This is a genomic window from Microcystis aeruginosa LEGE 91341, assembly GCF_015206885.1.
GTDB lineage: Bacteria > Cyanobacteriota > Cyanobacteriia > Cyanobacteriales > Microcystaceae > Microcystis > Microcystis aeruginosa_H.
This window is the reverse complement of the sequence record NZ_JADEXY010000018.1, coordinates 1-16,740: the sequence shown is the minus strand read 5'-3', so window position 1 is coordinate 16,740 and position 16,740 is coordinate 1. Positions and strand designations below refer to the sequence as shown.

At 42.9% G+C, this 16,740-nt stretch carries 14 protein-coding genes; 7 read left to right on the top strand and 7 right to left on the bottom strand.

Annotation, left to right across the window (positions count from 1 at the left end; all coding sequences use genetic code 11):
• Positions 1-345: 345 nt before the first annotated feature.
• The 4 genes from cysK to IQ234_RS04745 all read right to left on the bottom strand — a co-directional run bounded on the left by cysK (position 346) and on the right by IQ234_RS04745 (position 4,489).
• Positions 346-1,326 carry a cysteine synthase A gene (cysK, locus tag IQ234_RS04760; protein ID WP_193956229.1) on the bottom strand — a complete coding sequence of 327 codons (981 nt, stop codon included), beginning with the start codon at positions 1,324-1,326 and terminating at the stop codon, positions 346-348.
• Positions 1,327-1,661: 335 nt separating this feature from the next.
• On the bottom strand, positions 1,662-1,814 hold the full coding sequence (locus IQ234_RS04755) for a hypothetical protein (protein ID WP_193956228.1): 153 nt from the start codon (positions 1,812-1,814) through the stop codon (positions 1,662-1,664).
• Between the two features lie 148 nt (positions 1,815-1,962).
• The gene (locus tag IQ234_RS04750; RefSeq protein WP_193956227.1) at positions 1,963-2,820 is read right to left on the bottom strand and encodes a glycosyltransferase; all 858 of its coding nucleotides are present in this window, start codon (positions 2,818-2,820) and stop codon (positions 1,963-1,965) included.
• Positions 2,821-2,884: 64 nt separating this feature from the next.
• Positions 2,885-4,489: a glycosyltransferase 87 family protein gene (locus IQ234_RS04745; RefSeq protein ID WP_193956226.1), complete on the bottom strand. Its 1,605-nt coding sequence runs from the start codon at positions 4,487-4,489 to the stop codon at positions 2,885-2,887.
• 240 nt (positions 4,490-4,729) lie between these two features.
• On the opposite strand from IQ234_RS04745, the gene IQ234_RS04740 reads away from it, so the two are divergent.
• Both IQ234_RS04740 and IQ234_RS04735 read left to right on the top strand, forming a co-directional pair.
• The gene (locus IQ234_RS04740; RefSeq protein WP_193956225.1) at positions 4,730-6,382 is read left to right on the top strand and encodes an ArnT family glycosyltransferase; all 1,653 of its coding nucleotides are present in this window, start codon (positions 4,730-4,732) and stop codon (positions 6,380-6,382) included.
• Positions 6,383-6,384: 2 nt separating this feature from the next.
• Positions 6,385-7,350, top strand: a complete 966-nt coding sequence (locus tag IQ234_RS04735) for a glycosyltransferase family 2 protein (RefSeq protein ID WP_193956224.1) — start codon at positions 6,385-6,387, stop codon at positions 7,348-7,350.
• 44 nt (positions 7,351-7,394) lie between these two features.
• On the opposite strand, the gene IQ234_RS04730 is transcribed toward IQ234_RS04735, so the two are convergent.
• Positions 7,395-7,760: a DUF1815 family protein gene (locus IQ234_RS04730; RefSeq protein WP_110578522.1), complete on the bottom strand. Its 366-nt coding sequence runs from the start codon at positions 7,758-7,760 to the stop codon at positions 7,395-7,397.
• Positions 7,761-8,372: 612 nt separating this feature from the next.
• On the opposite strand from IQ234_RS04730, the gene rpe reads away from it, so the two are divergent.
• Positions 8,373-9,080 (top strand): ribulose-phosphate 3-epimerase, encoded by a 708-nt coding sequence (gene rpe / locus IQ234_RS04725; RefSeq protein ID WP_193956223.1) that lies wholly within the window; start codon positions 8,373-8,375, stop codon positions 9,078-9,080.
• Between the two features lie 48 nt (positions 9,081-9,128).
• On the opposite strand, the gene hisN is transcribed toward rpe, so the two are convergent.
• Positions 9,129-9,935 carry a histidinol-phosphatase gene (gene hisN, locus IQ234_RS04720; RefSeq protein ID WP_193956222.1) on the bottom strand — a complete coding sequence of 269 codons (807 nt, stop codon included), beginning with the start codon at positions 9,933-9,935 and terminating at the stop codon, positions 9,129-9,131.
• Positions 9,936-10,490: 555 nt separating this feature from the next.
• Between hisN and IQ234_RS04715 the strand changes: the two genes are divergently transcribed.
• Genes IQ234_RS04715 through hypF form a run of 3 tightly spaced genes read left to right on the top strand, consistent with a single transcriptional unit; the run spans position 10,491 to position 14,027 of the window.
• Positions 10,491-10,985, top strand: coding sequence for a hypothetical protein (locus IQ234_RS04715; RefSeq protein WP_193956221.1), 495 nt, complete (start codon positions 10,491-10,493; stop codon positions 10,983-10,985).
• Positions 10,986-11,037: 52 nt separating this feature from the next.
• Positions 11,038-11,712, top strand: a complete 675-nt coding sequence (locus IQ234_RS04710) for an ATP-dependent Zn protease (protein ID WP_193956220.1) — start codon at positions 11,038-11,040, stop codon at positions 11,710-11,712.
• Positions 11,713-11,762: 50 nt separating this feature from the next.
• Entirely contained in the window at positions 11,763-14,027 is a 2,265-nt protein-coding gene (gene hypF, locus IQ234_RS04705) for a carbamoyltransferase HypF (RefSeq protein ID WP_193956219.1), read from the top strand.
• A gap of 88 nt (positions 14,028-14,115) precedes the next feature.
• Here the strand turns inward: hypF and IQ234_RS04700 are convergent, their stop codons facing one another.
• A complete protein-coding gene (locus IQ234_RS04700) occupies positions 14,116-14,409 on the bottom strand; it encodes a hypothetical protein (RefSeq protein WP_193956218.1) in 294 nt (97 codons plus the stop codon).
• A gap of 365 nt (positions 14,410-14,774) precedes the next feature.
• On the opposite strand from IQ234_RS04700, the gene IQ234_RS04695 reads away from it, so the two are divergent.
• Positions 14,775-16,505, top strand: coding sequence for a diflavin flavoprotein (locus tag IQ234_RS04695; protein WP_193956217.1), 1,731 nt, complete (start codon positions 14,775-14,777; stop codon positions 16,503-16,505).
• Positions 16,506-16,740 lie beyond the last annotated feature (235 nt).

Here is a 16,740-nt window from a genome sequence, read left to right as displayed (position 1 = left end):
AATTTTGGGTCTGAAACCCCGCCGTAGAACGGCGGCTTTACGTTAGAATTAAAAGGCCAGTCTCGAAAACCAAGTGGACGGCGCAGCACCTTGAAAACTCGGCTTAGGGGGTTCCGACCAGAAAAGCTTGGCCGGGTAAAAAGTCGCGCGCAACAAGTACAAGAAGCTATAGGCGGTCAACGTACCGTGGGACACACGGAATCGGGCTTCTGAAATGGGGCGAAAGTCTGTGGACTCTGTGTAAGACAGTACATGGTTTTTTAACTGTGGTATGCGACGGTGGTGGAAGCAGAAACTTAAATCGTGAGGTTTAGGAATCGCCGCACTTTTAGGGCGGCGAGGATGTCAAGCCACTAACCCTTGCTCATTAAATACCCCTTGGAACAGGATGGAACTCAAGTACCGTTCTCCGGAATCTGGCAAAATCACGACAATGGTTTTGCCTTGGTGTTCGGGTTGTTGTCCCAAACGAGCGGCGACGGCAGCGGCGGCACCGCAGGAAATGCCGGAGATAATCCCTTCTTCCTTAGCCAATCTTTGGGCATAAAGAATGGCCTCTTCGTTGGAAACGGTTTCAATCCCATCCACGAGGGATAAATCCAGAACTTCGGGAATAAACCCCGCCCCAATGCCCTGAATTTTGTGAGGGCCGGACTTTAGGGGCTGACCTGCCCTAGCTTGGGATAGTATCGGGCTGGCTTCTGGCTCCACCGCTATCGATAAAATCGGTTTTCCTTGGGTTTTTTTGATGTAGCGCGAAACTCCCGTAATGGTTCCGCCCGTTCCCACACCCGACACGAGAATATCGATCGCCCCATCTGTGTCCTGCCAAATTTCGGGGCCGGTGGTTTCCTCATGGATGCGGGGATTGGCAGCATTGCGGAACTGTTGCAACAACACATAGCGATCGGGATTAGATGCGGCAATTTCTTCTGCCTTTGCCACCGCTCCGGTCATGCCTTTAGTCCCTTCTGTTAACACCAAATTGGCTCCATAGGCGAGCAACAGTTTGCGCCGCTCTAAGCTCATGGTTTCAGGCATGGTCAGGGTCAGGGGAATCCCCTTAGCGGCGGCTACAAAGGCCAGGGCGATGCCTGTATTGCCACTGGTGGGTTCCACCAGTTCTTTGCCCGGCCCCAATAGTCCCCGTTGTTCCGCATCCCAGATCATGGCCGCACCAATACGACATTTGACCGAATAGGCTGGATTACGACCTTCAATCTTGGCCAGAACCGTGGCGTGATTGTTGCCAACGATTCGATTAAGGCGCACTAGAGGAGTCCGCCCGATCGACAAACTGTTATCCGCGAACCATTTCTTACTCACAAAATGGCAACTCCATGATTAAAATACGACAGTTCACCAGATTGGCTCATCTTGAATTCATTTAAAATTCATTTTGAATCCATTTAAGATTCATCCTAACCTATGCACTATCAACCTCTGGTCAAGCTAAACAAATCTTTACAATCAAGCGGGGTCGGCCGCTGTGGCTGAAGAATCAAGGGATAGGAGAGGGGGAATTGGAGATAAGCCACTCCCCCCTTTCCCATAGCTTTTAAACAGAATTTATAGCGTTTCCTAAGCTAGTGAGGTACGCCTATTTTTCTTCTCTTTTTCCTTTTGCTCTTTGCCTAAAACCCATAAGTACCGAAGCAAAATTAATTTCCTAGTCGAGACAGGAGACAGGTTTTGCGGGTTGGGGTTTTGGGGTTTTGGGGTTTTAGTTCAATTTCCCCACTTCTCCCCGCAACGGCTCGACTGAGCGTCGCCGAACGTCGCGCACGAAGTGGTCTCCCCAATTCATAATTCATAATTCCCACTCCCCCCACACCCTGCCCCCACGAAAAACTTTTTGTCGCAAACCCTAATTAATTGTGCTTAGATACTTAACTTTTGTACCTCAGCAGACTGAAAAACGCTATAGTATGAATACTGCCTGAAGCGGCAAAAATAAGGGTTTTAACCTAGACGCAGTTTAGTGATAATTCTTTGACAATAGAGTTGAATTCCTTCTAACTTAGCTAGGGAGAATTTTGGTTTAATGGGAAGGATCAGTAAAGACATAAAACTCATCCGCAGCAAGCGATAAACAAGGAGAGTTAAAGTCGTATGTTTTTCGAGACTGAGAAGATAACCATAGATATTATGGGTTAGTCTTAGATAACCATAGCGACGGGTAATAGAAGATGGTTCATGAATGATTTTAATCTGATTGGTAACAACAACTAAATAGCCTTGATTTGCGTATCTTCGGGAAAAATCAAAGTCTTCGTAGTAGAGAAAGTAATCGGGATCAAAATGGGGACAAGTGGAAAAATTAGAGAAGTTAATTAATAAACTGCATCCCGTCACCCAGTCAGGAATAAGATAGGGTTTATCTCCATAGTCTAAGGATTCCTCTACCACGTTAATTGTGCCGATTTTAGCATTAAATTTTCCCCAACCAAACCAGATTTTACCATCCGGTTCGTAAATTTCTGTACCAGCGATGGCAACTTCGGGATATTGCTGAAAAAATTTGCTTGCTTTCTCCAGAGAGTCTGGTAATAAGTAAGCGTCGGGATTAACTAACCAAGCGATAGCTTCTCTGTCTTGTTGATAAATCCAATTAAGTCCTAGATTACATCCTTTCCCAAATCCTAAATTTTCCCCCGCTTCAATAATATTGACTCTTTCCGCTGCTAAAGATTGGATATTTTTATCTTCAGTGGAATTGTTAACAATGATAAGAGTAGCAGATAAGTTATCGTTGAGGGAAGCGATTAAACGCTTAATTAATTCCGCGCAATTGTAGTTAACCGTCAATAGATAAATCATTACAGATGAAAGGTAGGAGTCACTGGTAATTAATAATTGTTAGAGAATAACTTTCCCGTGAGAATTACTTCTTCTGAAGACGACAGAGATGATACTTTTCAATTTTACTGGGAAAGGGTTGACAACTTTGGAAGTCAATAACGAGATTTTCCTTGGCTAAATCCTCCACTATATCAGGGGATTTTTTATTAAAGTCTGTCTGAAGAATGTAGAGAGATTCTGGGGGAGTATTAGCAATAAATGTCTCGGCATTTTTTCGCATTAAAGTTCCCTCACTGACTCCCATATTTCCTCGCAATCGCACAAAACGAGTCGAAGCGGGAAAATGGGGAACTAGATAACCCGTTCCTTCATCTCCCCACATAACAATCGTGGAATTTTCGTAGGGTTTTAATGCTTGACTATCGATACCAAAATAATTATCTGACCATCCCATTCTCCACCAGTCTAAGGGTTTTACTGTAGCAGCAATTAAGGTAAAAATAGCGATAGAGATTATAAAAACTGTCCTTTTATGAGGATAAATATAGGCAATAATCAGGATAATTAAAACTGGTGTGATTAACTCTAAAACCATCAAGTAACGATAGATAGAAAAACCCTTTAACCAGATCAGATAGGCACTGCAATAAAAAGGTAATAAAAATCCGAGAATGGGCAAATGGACTAAATTATTTTTTTGCTCTAGAGAACGGCGAGAGGTGTACTGATAAATAATCACTCCCAGAAGAATAACAATTAAAACATAGGCAATAGAAAAACGAGTCTCTTTAAATTTTACCTCAGCCACTAGGGTTTGTTCCTGCACAAAATAAAAGGGATAAAATAAAAATTGCCAAACATCTTTCGGTAAAAAGCGTGCATCTTGCAGGTTAAAATCCGTTTCGATGTAGGGAGATTGAAAAATTTTGTTAAAAAAGGGAAAAAGGGGATTAGCAAAATTAGTCCACATCAGGATTATCCAATAACCCATCGTCAGGGAAAATCCCACAGCCATAGATAGAATCAAGGTCAGAAGATTACGCAGCTTTTCCCTGATGGTATTGGTTAAAAAACTAATCGCCACGATTAAACTGATACTATACAGTGCCGTGGTCAATTTTAGTCCTGTTGCTAGTCCTAAAAGCAATCCTGCGAAAATTATAGTTTTAAGCTTAACTGGTTGATTACGACCAAGACAAGCAATAATTAAAAATAATCCTGCCAAAACAAAAACACTGCTGGTACTATCACCGATACTGGTTCCCAACTCTGATAGAAATGCTGCCCCAAAAATACTGGTAATTGCTGCTGCTACGCTTAAAGTTATCTTGTATCTTTCGGAAACTTTATCGAAGGAGTGATAAGTGATTAAATGAACTAACCACTGATTTAATCCATGGAAACCTCCCAAGAAAAAACCGACCACCACAGGAGGTAGTTTTAGGTAATGGATAGCAACGAAAAAAGGAACATCCATCAAAGGATTAAAGAAAGTTTGTATCTGTGCTGGGAGGACATCATACTTAAAACGTCCCGTTAACAACATATAGGGATTATAAAAATGATAATTGCGTAAATCCCAGCTAACATCTTGACCTAAGATAACTGAGATAATTCCTAGTGCGATAAAATAAACTACTGCCCAGAGGAGGGGATGAGTCAGGTTGAACCGTTTTAATAATGCCATAATTTAATCAATAATTCTGGTGAATTTGACGAGAAAAATAACCAGTTTTTGTGCCATTAGACTAATTAGTAGCTCTGGGACGAGTCGGCCTTTTAGCTGATAGCTTTTTACTTGATATACCATGTTTGAGTAACAAATACAAACAGAAACTTTTAACTCCCAAAAACGTCTTTCGGCAAGTTGACCAAATTTTGATATACTAAGGTGATAAAATTGCCCACCATGCTGACTCGATCGCCAATGAAGTCTAGAAAAGGGTTAATCTCAGTCAAGCAAGCTTATCTAAAAATTCTATCGGTCATCCTAGTTCTGGCGATAATTGGTTTATCGGTAGTCGGAAACTATGGTATCACTTGGGACGAACCGATCGAAGTGGATATGGTCAATCATAATCTCGAATATATCCGAGAAAACAAGCCCATATCAGAAATGTCCCGTCATTACGGCTTTTATTTTAACTATATCTCCCAACTCATCTACGAAACCAAAGAAAAATCTTTCCCTGCTACCCCCAATCTTCCCCCCAATCCCACTGATAAGGATAAATGGCTATCGAGGATCTGGCAAATAACCCGGGTTAAGCACGTCGTCACCTTTCTTTTTTCCCTGATTACCTATCTATCGGTGGTGGGAATCGTCGCTATCCTAGCAGGAATCGAATCCGCTTGGTTAGGTGCGCTAATTTTAGCCCTATTTCCCGCTTTTTGGGGTCATAGCTTCTTTAATCCCAAAGATATCCCCTTTGCAGCCATGTTCACCCTCGGAACCTTCGCTGGTTCCCTATTGCTGGATAAATATTTTCAGTCCGAAAATCAGGCTATTAAACTAGGATTTAACCGTTTAACCGTTTATTCTTGCCTCTACGGGATTCTTGCTGGTTTAATCACCGGAATTCGCATCGGTGGCTTTTTTATCCTCTTTTATCTCATCTTCGCTCATCTAGTGGCCCGTTGGGATATCAAAACCCTTCCCAAAACCGTCTGGCGTTTTCTGCCCCTATACGCAGTTATTATACTTTTTTGGGCAATAACCACCTATATTGTCCATCCCGCCGCTTGGAGAAACCCGATTACTTGGTTTATCGAAGCGATAACCCTCATGTCAAAGTATAACATCTGGGATAATACGGTTCTCTTTAACGGTCAAAATATCCCCGGTCGTTCCCTGCCTTGGTACTATCTACCCCGGCTATTTTCCCTCACTACCCCCGTCCTCCTGCAAATCGCCACAATCGTCGGTGTAATTTGGATTTTGACAAAAATGACCAAATTAACGCCAAGCCAGCGTGCTTGCGCCATAATCACCCTAATGCAAGCGTTTTTACTGCCTACCGTTGCTATACTGCGTCAATCCACTCTCTACGACGGCATCCGTCACTTTTTATTTGTCATTCCCGCCCTAGCAGCGATCGCATCTACGGCCATTATTTGGACATATCATAAACTCAAGCGAAAGTCAATAAAAATCTTTCTAACGACCCTGCTAATCCTCAACTTTAGCGTCATTGTCTATGACATGATTAGCCTGCATCCCTACGAATACACCTACTATAATCGCGCCTACGGAGGCTTAAAAGTGGTCCAAGGTCAACAGGAAACCGATTACTGGGGATTAAGTCTCAAGGAGGGGATGGAATGGCTTAATCAAAATGCCGGCGCTAACTCTACCATTGTCGTTGCCGGTCCGATGTTTGCGGCGGAAATGGTAGAGAATCACCAACGAAACTTTACGATGATCTATCGAGATGACTTTGCTTGGGGAAAAGCTCCCGACCCCGATTATTACATGGGTTTATCCCGATACGATTATTTCCAAGCTTTCCCCCATTGTCCCATTGTTCACGCCGTCCAACGCCAGGACACCCCCCTAACCATCATTAAACGTTGTCGTTAGCCATGATCGAAATGACCGCTATTCCGCCGATTTCCTTGCAAAACTACCGTATCGCTGCGATTATTCCCTGTCACAACGAAGAACTAACGATCGCTAAAGTTGTCTCCCAATTCCAAACTTTTTTACCAGAAGCGGCAATTTATGTCTATAACAACCGCTCTAGCGATGATACCGTGACCGAGGCCCTGAAAGCGGGGGCGATCGTGCGTCAGGAAACCCAACCGGGAAAAGGCAATGTTGTCCGGCGGATGTTTGCCGATATCGAAGCGGATATCTATATTCTCATCGATGGTGATGATACCTACGAAATTGCGGCAGTACGTCGCTTAATTGAACGAATGCTGCAGGAACAGTTAGATATGGTTGTCGGTGCGCGTCGGGAAGCGGTAAAATCCTCCCAGGCTTATCGTCCGGGTCATCGCGCCGGTAATCTATTTTTAACGGGATTCGTTAAATTTCTGTTTGGAGCGCGTTTAATCGATATGCTCTCCGGTTATCGTGTCTTTTCTCGTCGTTTCGTCAAATCTTTTCCCGCTTTGTCCAATGGTTTCGAGATTGAAACCGAGTTAACTATCCACGCTTTAGAATTAAAAATTCCCTTCGCTGAAGAACCAACCCTCTACGGGGAACGTCCCGAGGGTTCCCAAAGTAAGTTAAAAACCTTTCAAGATGGCTGGCGGGTATTGGGAACCGCTATCCTACTTTTTAAAGAAATTCGTCCTTTTCTCTTTTTTAGCCTTGTCTCGCTAATTTTGGCGGTTATTTCCCTCCTCTTAGCGATTCCCGTCCTATTTGAATACCTCGAAACTGGCTTAGTACCACGTTTTCCCACCGCTATTTTATCGGCCTCGATCATGCTTTTAGCCTTTTTAAGTTTGACCTCTGGCATGATCCTCGATTCCGTCTCCCGGGGACGAAAAGAGATGAAACGAATGGCCTATCTAGCTAACAGTTGGCTGAAAGTTTAGGGAAAAAAGTTCCCTAAACATACAAGTTTAGGTCACATCTCTGGTTAAACCGTCTCTAACCGTTGCAGCACTGAGGAGGGTTTTTTGTCAACAAATTCCGCCGGCGGAATTTGATATTTAATCAGATTGGCTAATTCTTGTAGTTGGCTGATGGCTTCCGCGCCTTCGAGTTTCATTAACTCTCGATCATCGCGCATTTCTGTCCAGGTGATGCCGTAATCGGACACGAGAAACCGAATTAGATGGGTTTCACCCAATCCCACCATAAAAGATGCGCTATTCAGTTGACCGCCACAGGTGTAGCAGGATGCTAGATAACCTTGATTTTCTAGTGCGATCGCTAAAGCCTGTAAATCCATGACTAAGTCTTTGACCAGTTGGCGATGCTGTTCTGCAAGTCGTTTAAACACAATTTTCCTCCTGATAACACTCCCCAATTATAAAACCTTAACACTTTTTTAAGATTCTTTTTTGAGAAAATAAGGTAAGCGAACTAAGTTTTCTTACGGATGGTAAGTAACAAAATGTAAAGAACCCGAAACCTAGGGTAGCGTGAATTCCTGAGATAGCCAAGTATATATAGCGGTTCTCGCACCTGTGCGGCACACTTAAACCTTTGCTGATTAAGCTGTTCAGGATCGGGAATGTACCTCTTGTGAATCAGAAACGCTATATAACCACAAAGCCACCAGTTTATCCATCTTTCCACCCCCTCGATCTCAACTATTCCCATCATGCCTATTTTTAAAGTTTATGATCCAGTTTCGACAAAAAAGTTCGTAAATCTAGATTGACAATTACATATACCTATGCTTCTATGCCGGATGCGGAGGGGGGGAGTGGGAATTATGAATTATAAATTATGAATTATGAATTATGAATTGGGGAGATAGAAGAAAAAAGCTGTCTCCTGTCTCGGAGTCTCCTGACTCCTGATTACTGATCACTGATTACTGATCACTGATCACTGATTGCTGATAAGATTGTTACGAAAATATAAACACGAAATTCTATAGTTAGCCATGACCCAAAACGGAAGCTCGAAGTCGATCATTGTCTCTCCCTCGATCCTATCGGCGGATTTTAGTAAATTAGGAGCCGATATCGAGGCTGTGGATAAGGCAGGAGCCGATTGGATTCACGTTGATGTGATGGATGGTCGTTTTGTCCCGAATATCACCATTGGACCCCTGATTGTCTCCGCTATTCGTCCCTATACGAAAAAACCTTTAGATGTGCATTTAATGATCGTGGAACCGGAAAAATATGTGGCTGACTTTGCGAAAGCGGGTGCTGACATTATTTCTGTTCACGCTGAACATAATGCTTCTCCCCACCTCCATCGTACTCTTTGCCAAATTCGCGAACTCGGTAAACAAGCGGGTGTGGTATTAAATCCCTCCACTCCCTTAGATTTAATCGAATATGTGCTGCATTTGTGCGATTTAGTCCTAATTATGAGCGTTAACCCCGGTTTTGGTGGCCAGAGTTTTATCCCGGAAGTTGTCCCCAAAATCCGTCAATTACGTCAAATCTGCGATGAAAAAGGCTTGGATCCCTGGATTGAAGTGGATGGCGGCTTAAAACCGGCTAATACTTGGCAAGTTCTCGAAGCGGGTGCTAATGCGATCGTAGCAGGTTCGGCGGTATTTAATGCCCCTGATTACGCAGCGGCGATCGAAGGTATCCGTAACAGCAAACGTCCCCAACCTCAATTAGCCACCGTTTAATTGTCGCAGGGGTGGGTTAGCTGTTGATTAATTATCTTAGTATTGGCACTAACCCACTCTGCTGATTTGTTCTAAAACCTGCTCCCATAAACCCGAATTAGAGACGGCTAAAACTTCGCTAGAATCAGTTTGTAGGGGATTACCCGACCAATCGCTAATTATTCCGCCCGCACCTTCAATAATCGGGATTAAAGCGCAAAAATCGTAGTATTTCAGGTCTGATTCCAGGATTACCATCGGCATGGCAGTGCAGCCAGTGGCTAACATCATATAGTTATAACAATCACCCCCAAAAGCGGTGCGTTTACAGACGCTTTGCATCTGACGAGCGATCGCTTGCTGTCGTTCTGTGATAAACATTAAGGGAGTGGTGGAGGCTAAACAGGCATTTTTTAAGGCAAGTTCTCGATCTTGACAGTAGGGATTAACAATCATCTGGTTATTATAAAGACTCGCTTTTCCCTTCACTCCTAACCAGCGATCGCCTAAAATCGGTTGATCGACAATTCCTAAAATCGGTTGATTTTCTGCCACTAGGCCGATTAAAGTCCCAAAAATCGGTAATCCCTTGACAAAAGAGGATGTGCCATCGATCGGATCCAATACCCAATAACGACCACTTTCGGAGGGAATATTGGCTCCTTCTTCCCTAATAACGCCATCTTCAGGCAATTCTCGCCGAATAATCGCCACCATCGCCTCCTCAGCTTCTTGATCGGCGATTGTTACTATTGAGGAAACTTGATCGAGTTTGGTTTCGGTTTCTAGATGAGGCTGCCGAAAATAGCGCCGGATAATCTCTCCAGAAGCGTCCGCTAATTGATGAGCTAGTTGGATAGTGCGATCGATATTCATGAGCAGAAACAATACAGCAGAATTTAGAAGACAGGAGACAGGAGACAGGAGTAGGGAAGTGGGGAAGTGGGGGATTTAGCGGAAATTTCCCGATCACCCTAAATCCCTATTGCCTCTTGGATAGTGCGATCAATATTCATCAATAAAAGTTATCCATAGAGGAAAACAATAATATTTATTTATGGTAAAGGGGAGATGGGGAATTATGAATTATAAATTATGAATTATGAATTATCAGTGGGGAGATGGGGGAAGTGGGGGAAATTTGTCTATTACCCTAAATCCCTATTGCCTCTTGGATAGTGCGATCAATATTCATCAATAAAAGTTATCCATACAGGAAAACGATAATATTTATTTATGTTAAAGGGGAAGTGGGGAAGTGGGGAAGTGGGGGATTTAGCGGAAATTTCCCGATCACCCTAAATCCCTATTGCTGTGTCGAACCTAGAACTATCAATGGGTAACAGCTTGATTTTGACTCCATAATTAAGTTAGTCAACGATCGATTTAATCTCAAGACGAGAAAAAATTAATCTATTAGGAGTTTAGCTGATGACGGCTTTTACGGAAAATGACCTAAAAAGGTTAGAAGATTTGATTATCAATGGACAAAAAGCGATCGAAACTCGTTTAACCTCTTTGGAGAGTGGACAAAAAGCGATCGAAACTCGTTTAACCTCTTTGGAGAGTGGACAAAAAGCGATCGAAACTCGTTTAACCTCTCTGGAGAGTGGACAAAAAGCGATCGAAACTCGTTTAACCTCTCTGGAGAGTGGACAAAAAGCGATCGAGAATAGCATCGGAGAGATCAAAAGAGAAATTCAAGTCCTAGAGATAGGACAGACGGAAATCAAGGGAGAAATCAGGACTTTAGACGCAAAAATCACGGGTTTAAATGAAAGAGTGCAACTCATAGAGGCATCCGTGGGAAAAATTCCCGATTTAGCCGAAAAAATTGGGGAAGTAAAAAACTGGAAACAGATCGGTATATCGATTGTGACTGCTTTTGTGGGTGGGGTAATTGGTTGGTTGATTCGGGGAAAATAAAACTAGTCCATGTAACATAGTATTAAGCATTTGTATATTTTTATTAATTTTTATGGAACAGACAGCCTTAAATCTGATCGCGATTACCGTTTTTTCGATCACTCTTTCCGTATTTGTCACTCCTTTGCTGTCTATTTCGCCTTTTGTCCCCGCTTTGGCTACTTTTAGCCTCTTGGGATTAGTTACCGTCGATACTCTCACCTTTAATAACCGGGGCGTGACTTTACTACTGGATGCTCTTTCTCCCAGTAAACACCGTCAAAGAGTTATCTACCACGAAGCTGGACATTTTCTCACCGCTTATATTTTGGGTATTCCGATCGCCAGTTATAGTTTGACCGCTTGGGAAGCCTTTCGTCAAGGCCAGGAGGGAGTCGGCGGTGTTCAATTTGACCTAGCAGATTTAGAGCAAAAAGTCAAGAACTTTACCGATTTTCCCGCTTTTTTAGAGCGAATTTCTACGGTGTGGATGGCGGGAATTGCTGCCGAAACCTTAGTTTATGGTAAAGCGACAGGGGGAGAAAGTGATCGATTTTATCTGCAATCGGCCTTAAAATTAGCGGGGGTTCCTGAGAATAATTATGCTCAAAAAGAGCGCTGGAGTTTATTACAGGCAAAAACTCTTTTAGAAAAACAACAGACTGCCTATCAAGCTTTAGTGATAGCTATGGAAAAAAGGGCAAGTGTGGAAGAATGCTGTCAGGTGATTAGTGAAAGTTTAGTATAACGGGAAAAGTAATCAGGGATAGATTTGATGATTTCTCCGTTAAATTATTTATGAATAATCAGAACAGTCAATCCGATCAGCGATTAGCTTTAATTGTGCGCGGAGCAGTACAAGGGGTCGGTTTTCGTCCTTTTGTTTATCGATTAGCAACGGAATTAAACCTAACTGGTTGGGTGAATAATACAGCAGCCGGAGTTTTTATTGAAGTCGAGGGCGATCAAGAAAAACTAGAAACTTTTTTGACTCGATTATCTTTAGAAAAACCCCCTCGATCGCTAATTGAAAATATTGAGACTCAATGGTTAAATCCTGTCGGTTATCAAAACTTTAGCATACGCCAGAGCATCGGCGGTGAAAAAAATACAATTGTTCTGCCGGATTTAGCCACTTGTCCCGATTGTTTAGCCGATATTTTTGACCCGAATAATCGTCGTTATCGCTATCCTTTTACTAACTGCACTAACTGCGGCCCTCGCTACAGTATTATCGAGAGTTTACCCTATGATCGCAGTGCCACAACTATGAGGGGTTTTAATCAGTGTCCCGAATGTCAAAGGGAATACGAAAACCCTCTAGATCGCCGTTTTCATGCCCAACCGAATGCCTGTCCTCGTTGCGGACCCCAAATCAGTCTTTTAGACAGTCAAGGAACTGTATTAGCGGAAAAATATCAAGCTTTAATCGCCACTGCTAGAGCAATTAAACAGGGAAAAATTATAGCGATCAAAGGGTTAGGAGGATTTCACCTAGTTGTCGATGCAAGAAATACGGAAGCAGTGCAAAAATTGCGACAACGTAAACAGCGACTGGATAAACCTTTTGCCGTGATGTATCCTAATCTTGAGTTAGTGAAAAAACATGGTTATGTATCTTCTTTAGAATCGCAATTATTGCAGTCTCCTGCATCGGCAATTGTCCTGATTAAACAAAGAAAAAATTATCTTTCTCCTTCGGTTTCTCCGGGTAATCCCTATCTAGGAGTCATGTTACCCTATACTCCCCTACACCATCTTTTATTAGCAGAATTAGGCTTTCCTATTGTAGCAACCAGTGGTAATCTAGCCGATGAACCTATCTGTATTGAGGAAAAAGAAGCTTTAGAAAAATTAGGAACCATCGCCGATTTATTTCTAGTTCACAATCGTCCCATAGTTCGACCAGTGGATGACTCTATTATCAGGGAAATGGCAGGAAAAGCGATGATTTTGCGGCGAGCGCGGGGATATGCTCCCTTTCCCGTTAAAGTTAATGAGGGAGATTTTCCCCCGATTTTGGCCGTGGGAAGTTATTTTAAAAATACCGTGGCTATCTACCAAAAAAATCAAGTTTTTATCAGTCAACATATCGGCGATTTAGATACAGTTAATGCTGTTAATCATTTTGAAAATATCCTCGATAGTTTAAAAAAATTATACGATTTTGCACCCGAAATTATTGCCTGTGATGCTCATCCTGAATATCTAGCGACGAAGTATGCTTATAGCTTAAATTTACCCGTTATTCCCATTCAACACCATTACGCTCACGTTTTATCCTGCATGGCAGAACATCAGCTACAACCTCCAGTTTTAGGGGTTGCTTGGGATGGAACAGGATACGGTTTAGACGGCACAATTTGGGGGGGAGAATTTATCCATATCACTGCCGATTCTTGGCAGCGAGTCGCCCATTTTAAACCCTGGCCATTACCCGGAGGAGAAAAAGCGGTTAAAGAACCCAGACGAGTGGCTTTAGGATTACTAGAAGTTATGGAAAATACCGATAGGATAAAATCAGCTTTTAGTGAACAGGAATGGTCTATTTTTAGGCAAATGTTAACAAAAAAAATTAATTGTCCTTTAACTTCTAGTGTCGGGCGTTTGTTTGATGGTGTGGCGGCGATTCTAGGTTTATGTTATCAATTAAGTTTTGAGGGACAGGCAGCAATGCAGCTAGAATTTGCCCTTGAGAGCATTAAAACGGAGGAATATTATCATTTTTCTTTGTCCGCCGACTCCCCCATAGTTATTGATTGGAATCAGATAATTTTAGGAGTTGTTGAGGATTTAGAAAAACAAGGACAAATCGGCATAATTGCCGCTAAATTTCATAATAGTTTATGTGAGATTATTGTAGAAATTGCTCAGAAAATAGGTAGAGAAAAAATTCTGCTGACGGGAGGCTGTTTTCAAAATCGTTATCTGACGGAAAGAACAATTAATCGCCTACAAGCTTCGGGATTTCAACCCTACTGGCAGCAAACTGTTCCCACTAATGATGGTGGTATTAGCCTCGGTCAAATTATCGGAGCTTTTTCTAAACTTAAACAGTTTTAGATAGGATAAAATTAACTTCTTGGTTAGGATAGGCAAGAGGTAGTTATAAACCACAGAGACAGAAATAACAGAGAGAGACGATTTTTTTCTAGACTGTTAAACGATGCCACTCAACGATTTTATTGCCTACTTTCAAAATAATTGCTTGACCTAAACCCAGTTCTTGTGTCACATTAACTAGATGGGCGAAATTTTGATGAGTGATTGCTAGTCCCTGCAAACAGGCTAGAAAATCGAGACAGAGAACCGTAGAAAATTCCCAAGTTTGTCGGTAAACACGGCAATTGTCCGGTAAAAAAGCCACAAGAGTGCGAAAATGACTCAAAGCGGCTTTCTCAAAATTGGCGCTAGTGCAGTCAAAAGACGAGTGCTGATGGCTCATAAAAACTTTGCCTGATAGGGAAAGAGCAGGGTTTCCCTCAGACTAGCACTTCCCTTCTGGGGATCACCTTCCCTTTAGAATTTCTCAATAGACTGGCAAATCCCCCCAGAGGGGTATCCTTACCCGCGAACAAATTGCTAGAAGCTAGGTTTCTTCCCGGAGATGGTGTACTTTAGATATTGATGTCCTTCTGGCTGGCAAGATAACCTGTAAATTTTCCCACTCGTCCCCAGCGATAAAAGGCTGTATTTAGTCAAAAATCAAGTGTTGACTTTGATGCCAAACTTGCCTAGTAAAAAATGATGACAGCCTCAAGTTGCCGCTTAACTAATTTACTACTTAACTGATAACTGGTAACTAAGATTATGAATAATGCAATTGTCAAACCGAGAGATGTACAAGTAGCACCGATTGCCGTGGATACTTTTGTCTTTCGTTCCCGCACTTGGGACCGGTTAAAATTCGAGATCGAATACGGATTACAAAAGGGAACTACGGCCAATAGTTATCTGATTAAAGGTGAAAAGGTCGCTCTTTTTGATCCGCCAGGGGAATCATTTTCGTCCATATTTTTAGAGGCTTTAACTAAAAGAATCGATCCGAAAACTATTGATTATATTATTCTCGGTCACGTTAACCCCAATCGTGCCGTCACCCTCAAGGCACTTTTAGAAATCGCGCCTCAAGTCACTTTTGTTTGTTCCAATCCGGGGGCAATTTCCCTGAAAAAAATTCTCGAAACCGAAGCATTAAATCTGTTGGTTGTCAAGGGGGAAGAAATATTAAATTTAGGAGCAAACCATCAATTAGAATTTATCCCCACTCCTAACCCCAGATTTCCCGATCAACTCTGTACCTACGACAGTAAAACCGATATTCTCTACACCGATAAATTGTTCGGAGCGCACGTTTGTGGCGACCAAATTTTTGATGAGGGTTGGAGCGTTTATAACGAAGATCGGCGTTATTATTTTGATTGTCTCATGGCTCCCTATGCCAGCCAAATTAGCAACGCTTTGGAGAAATTAGCCGCTAAATCGCCCTTATTTTATGCTGTTGGTCACGGTCCTCTGGTGCGTTACGCGATGCACGAATTGACCCTTTCCTATCAACAATGGTTAGCAGTACAAAAGTCCCAAGAGTTGACAATCGCCCTGATTTATGCTAGTGCCTACGGCAACACCGCCACCCTCGCTCAAGCGATCGCCATGGGGATCACGAAAGCGGGAGTAGCAGTGACGGCGATTAATGCCGAGTCCGCTGAACCGGACGAGATCAAAACGGCGATCGAAAAAAGTGTCGGTTTTATCTTTGGTTCCCCCACTTTGGGAGGACACGCACCGACTCCCATCCAAACTGCCTTGGGGATTACCCTAGCAAATGGCGATAAAAGCAAGCTGGTGGGAGTTTTTGGCTCCTACGGTTGGAGTGGGGAAGCGGTCGATATTTTAGAAGGTAAATTCCGGGATGGTGGTTATCGCTTCGGTTTTGAGCCAATTCGGGTTAAATTTAAACCCACGGAGGCAATTTTAAAGACCTGTGAGGAAGCGGGAACCGATTTCGCTCAAGCAGTCAAAAAAGCTCGCAAAAGCAGACAACCGAAAACTAATGTTAACCAATCCCAAAGCGATCGGCGATCGCAGGCTCTGGGCCGTTTGGTGGGTTCTCTCTGTATCGTCACCTGCGAATTGGGAGAATTGCGCGGCGCCATGTTAGCCTCTTGGGTGTCACAAGCGACGTTCACACCCCCCGGATTGACTATTGCCGTGGCGAAAGAACGAGCGATCGAGTCTCTGCTTTATACCGGTACGCCTTTTGTCCTTAATATCCTCCAAGAAGGTCAACATTTGGCTTTAATGAAGCATTTTCTTAAACCTTTTACTCCAGGAGAAGATCGTTTCGCTAATATCGAAACCACTAAAGCTGAGAACGGTGGGCCGATTCTGGCCGAAGCGCTCGCTTATCTGGAATGTCGGGTGGAACAACGAATGGAGTGCGGTGATCATTGGCTGCTTTATGCGATCGCAGAAAAAGGCAAGGTTTTACACCAGGGTTTAACCGCCATCCATCATCGCAAATCCGGCAGTTATTATTAATTTGTCGTTATGATCATTTCAGGGGGTGTTTTCAGGCAGGATAACTCACCCTGATTGGTCTAAAAATAGACCTCTTGCAAAAATCAAAAATCTTCCGTTAGGTGAGGAGTAAGGAGGGGTGCATCTCATTTTTGCAAATCTACCAAGTTGGGATTTTTACGGGGACACTCTCGGCTAAAATCGGGCATTACTTCCGATTTTATTACTCAATCCAAGCCTTTGGGGGGTTCTACCC

Bases quoted from the DNA above. Each gene is read 5' to 3' on its own strand.
- IQ234_RS04710 (WP_193956220.1), top strand. From the start codon at position 11,038: ATGGAACAGACAGCCTTAAATCTGATCGCGATTACCGTTTTTTCGATC.
- IQ234_RS04740 (WP_193956225.1), top strand. From the start codon at position 4,730: ATGAAGTCTAGAAAAGGGTTAATCTCAGTCAAGCAAGCTTATCTAAAA.
- rpe (WP_193956223.1), top strand. From the start codon at position 8,373: ATGACCCAAAACGGAAGCTCGAAGTCGATCATTGTCTCTCCCTCGATC.
- hisN (WP_193956222.1), bottom strand. From the start codon at position 9,935: ATGAATATCGATCGCACTATCCAACTAGCTCATCAATTAGCGGACGCT.
- IQ234_RS04715 (WP_193956221.1), top strand. From the start codon at position 10,491: ATGACGGCTTTTACGGAAAATGACCTAAAAAGGTTAGAAGATTTGATT.
- IQ234_RS04745 (WP_193956226.1), bottom strand. From the start codon at position 4,489: ATGGCATTATTAAAACGGTTCAACCTGACTCATCCCCTCCTCTGGGCA.
- IQ234_RS04695 (WP_193956217.1), top strand. From the start codon at position 14,775: ATGAATAATGCAATTGTCAAACCGAGAGATGTACAAGTAGCACCGATT.
- hypF (WP_193956219.1), top strand. From the start codon at position 11,763: ATGAATAATCAGAACAGTCAATCCGATCAGCGATTAGCTTTAATTGTG.
- IQ234_RS04755 (WP_193956228.1), bottom strand. From the start codon at position 1,814: ATGAATTATGAATTGGGGAGACCACTTCGTGCGCGACGTTCGGCGACG.
- IQ234_RS04750 (WP_193956227.1), bottom strand. From the start codon at position 2,820: ATGATTTATCTATTGACGGTTAACTACAATTGCGCGGAATTAATTAAG.
- IQ234_RS04735 (WP_193956224.1), top strand. From the start codon at position 6,385: ATGATCGAAATGACCGCTATTCCGCCGATTTCCTTGCAAAACTACCGT.
- IQ234_RS04700 (WP_193956218.1), bottom strand. From the start codon at position 14,409: ATGAGCCATCAGCACTCGTCTTTTGACTGCACTAGCGCCAATTTTGAG.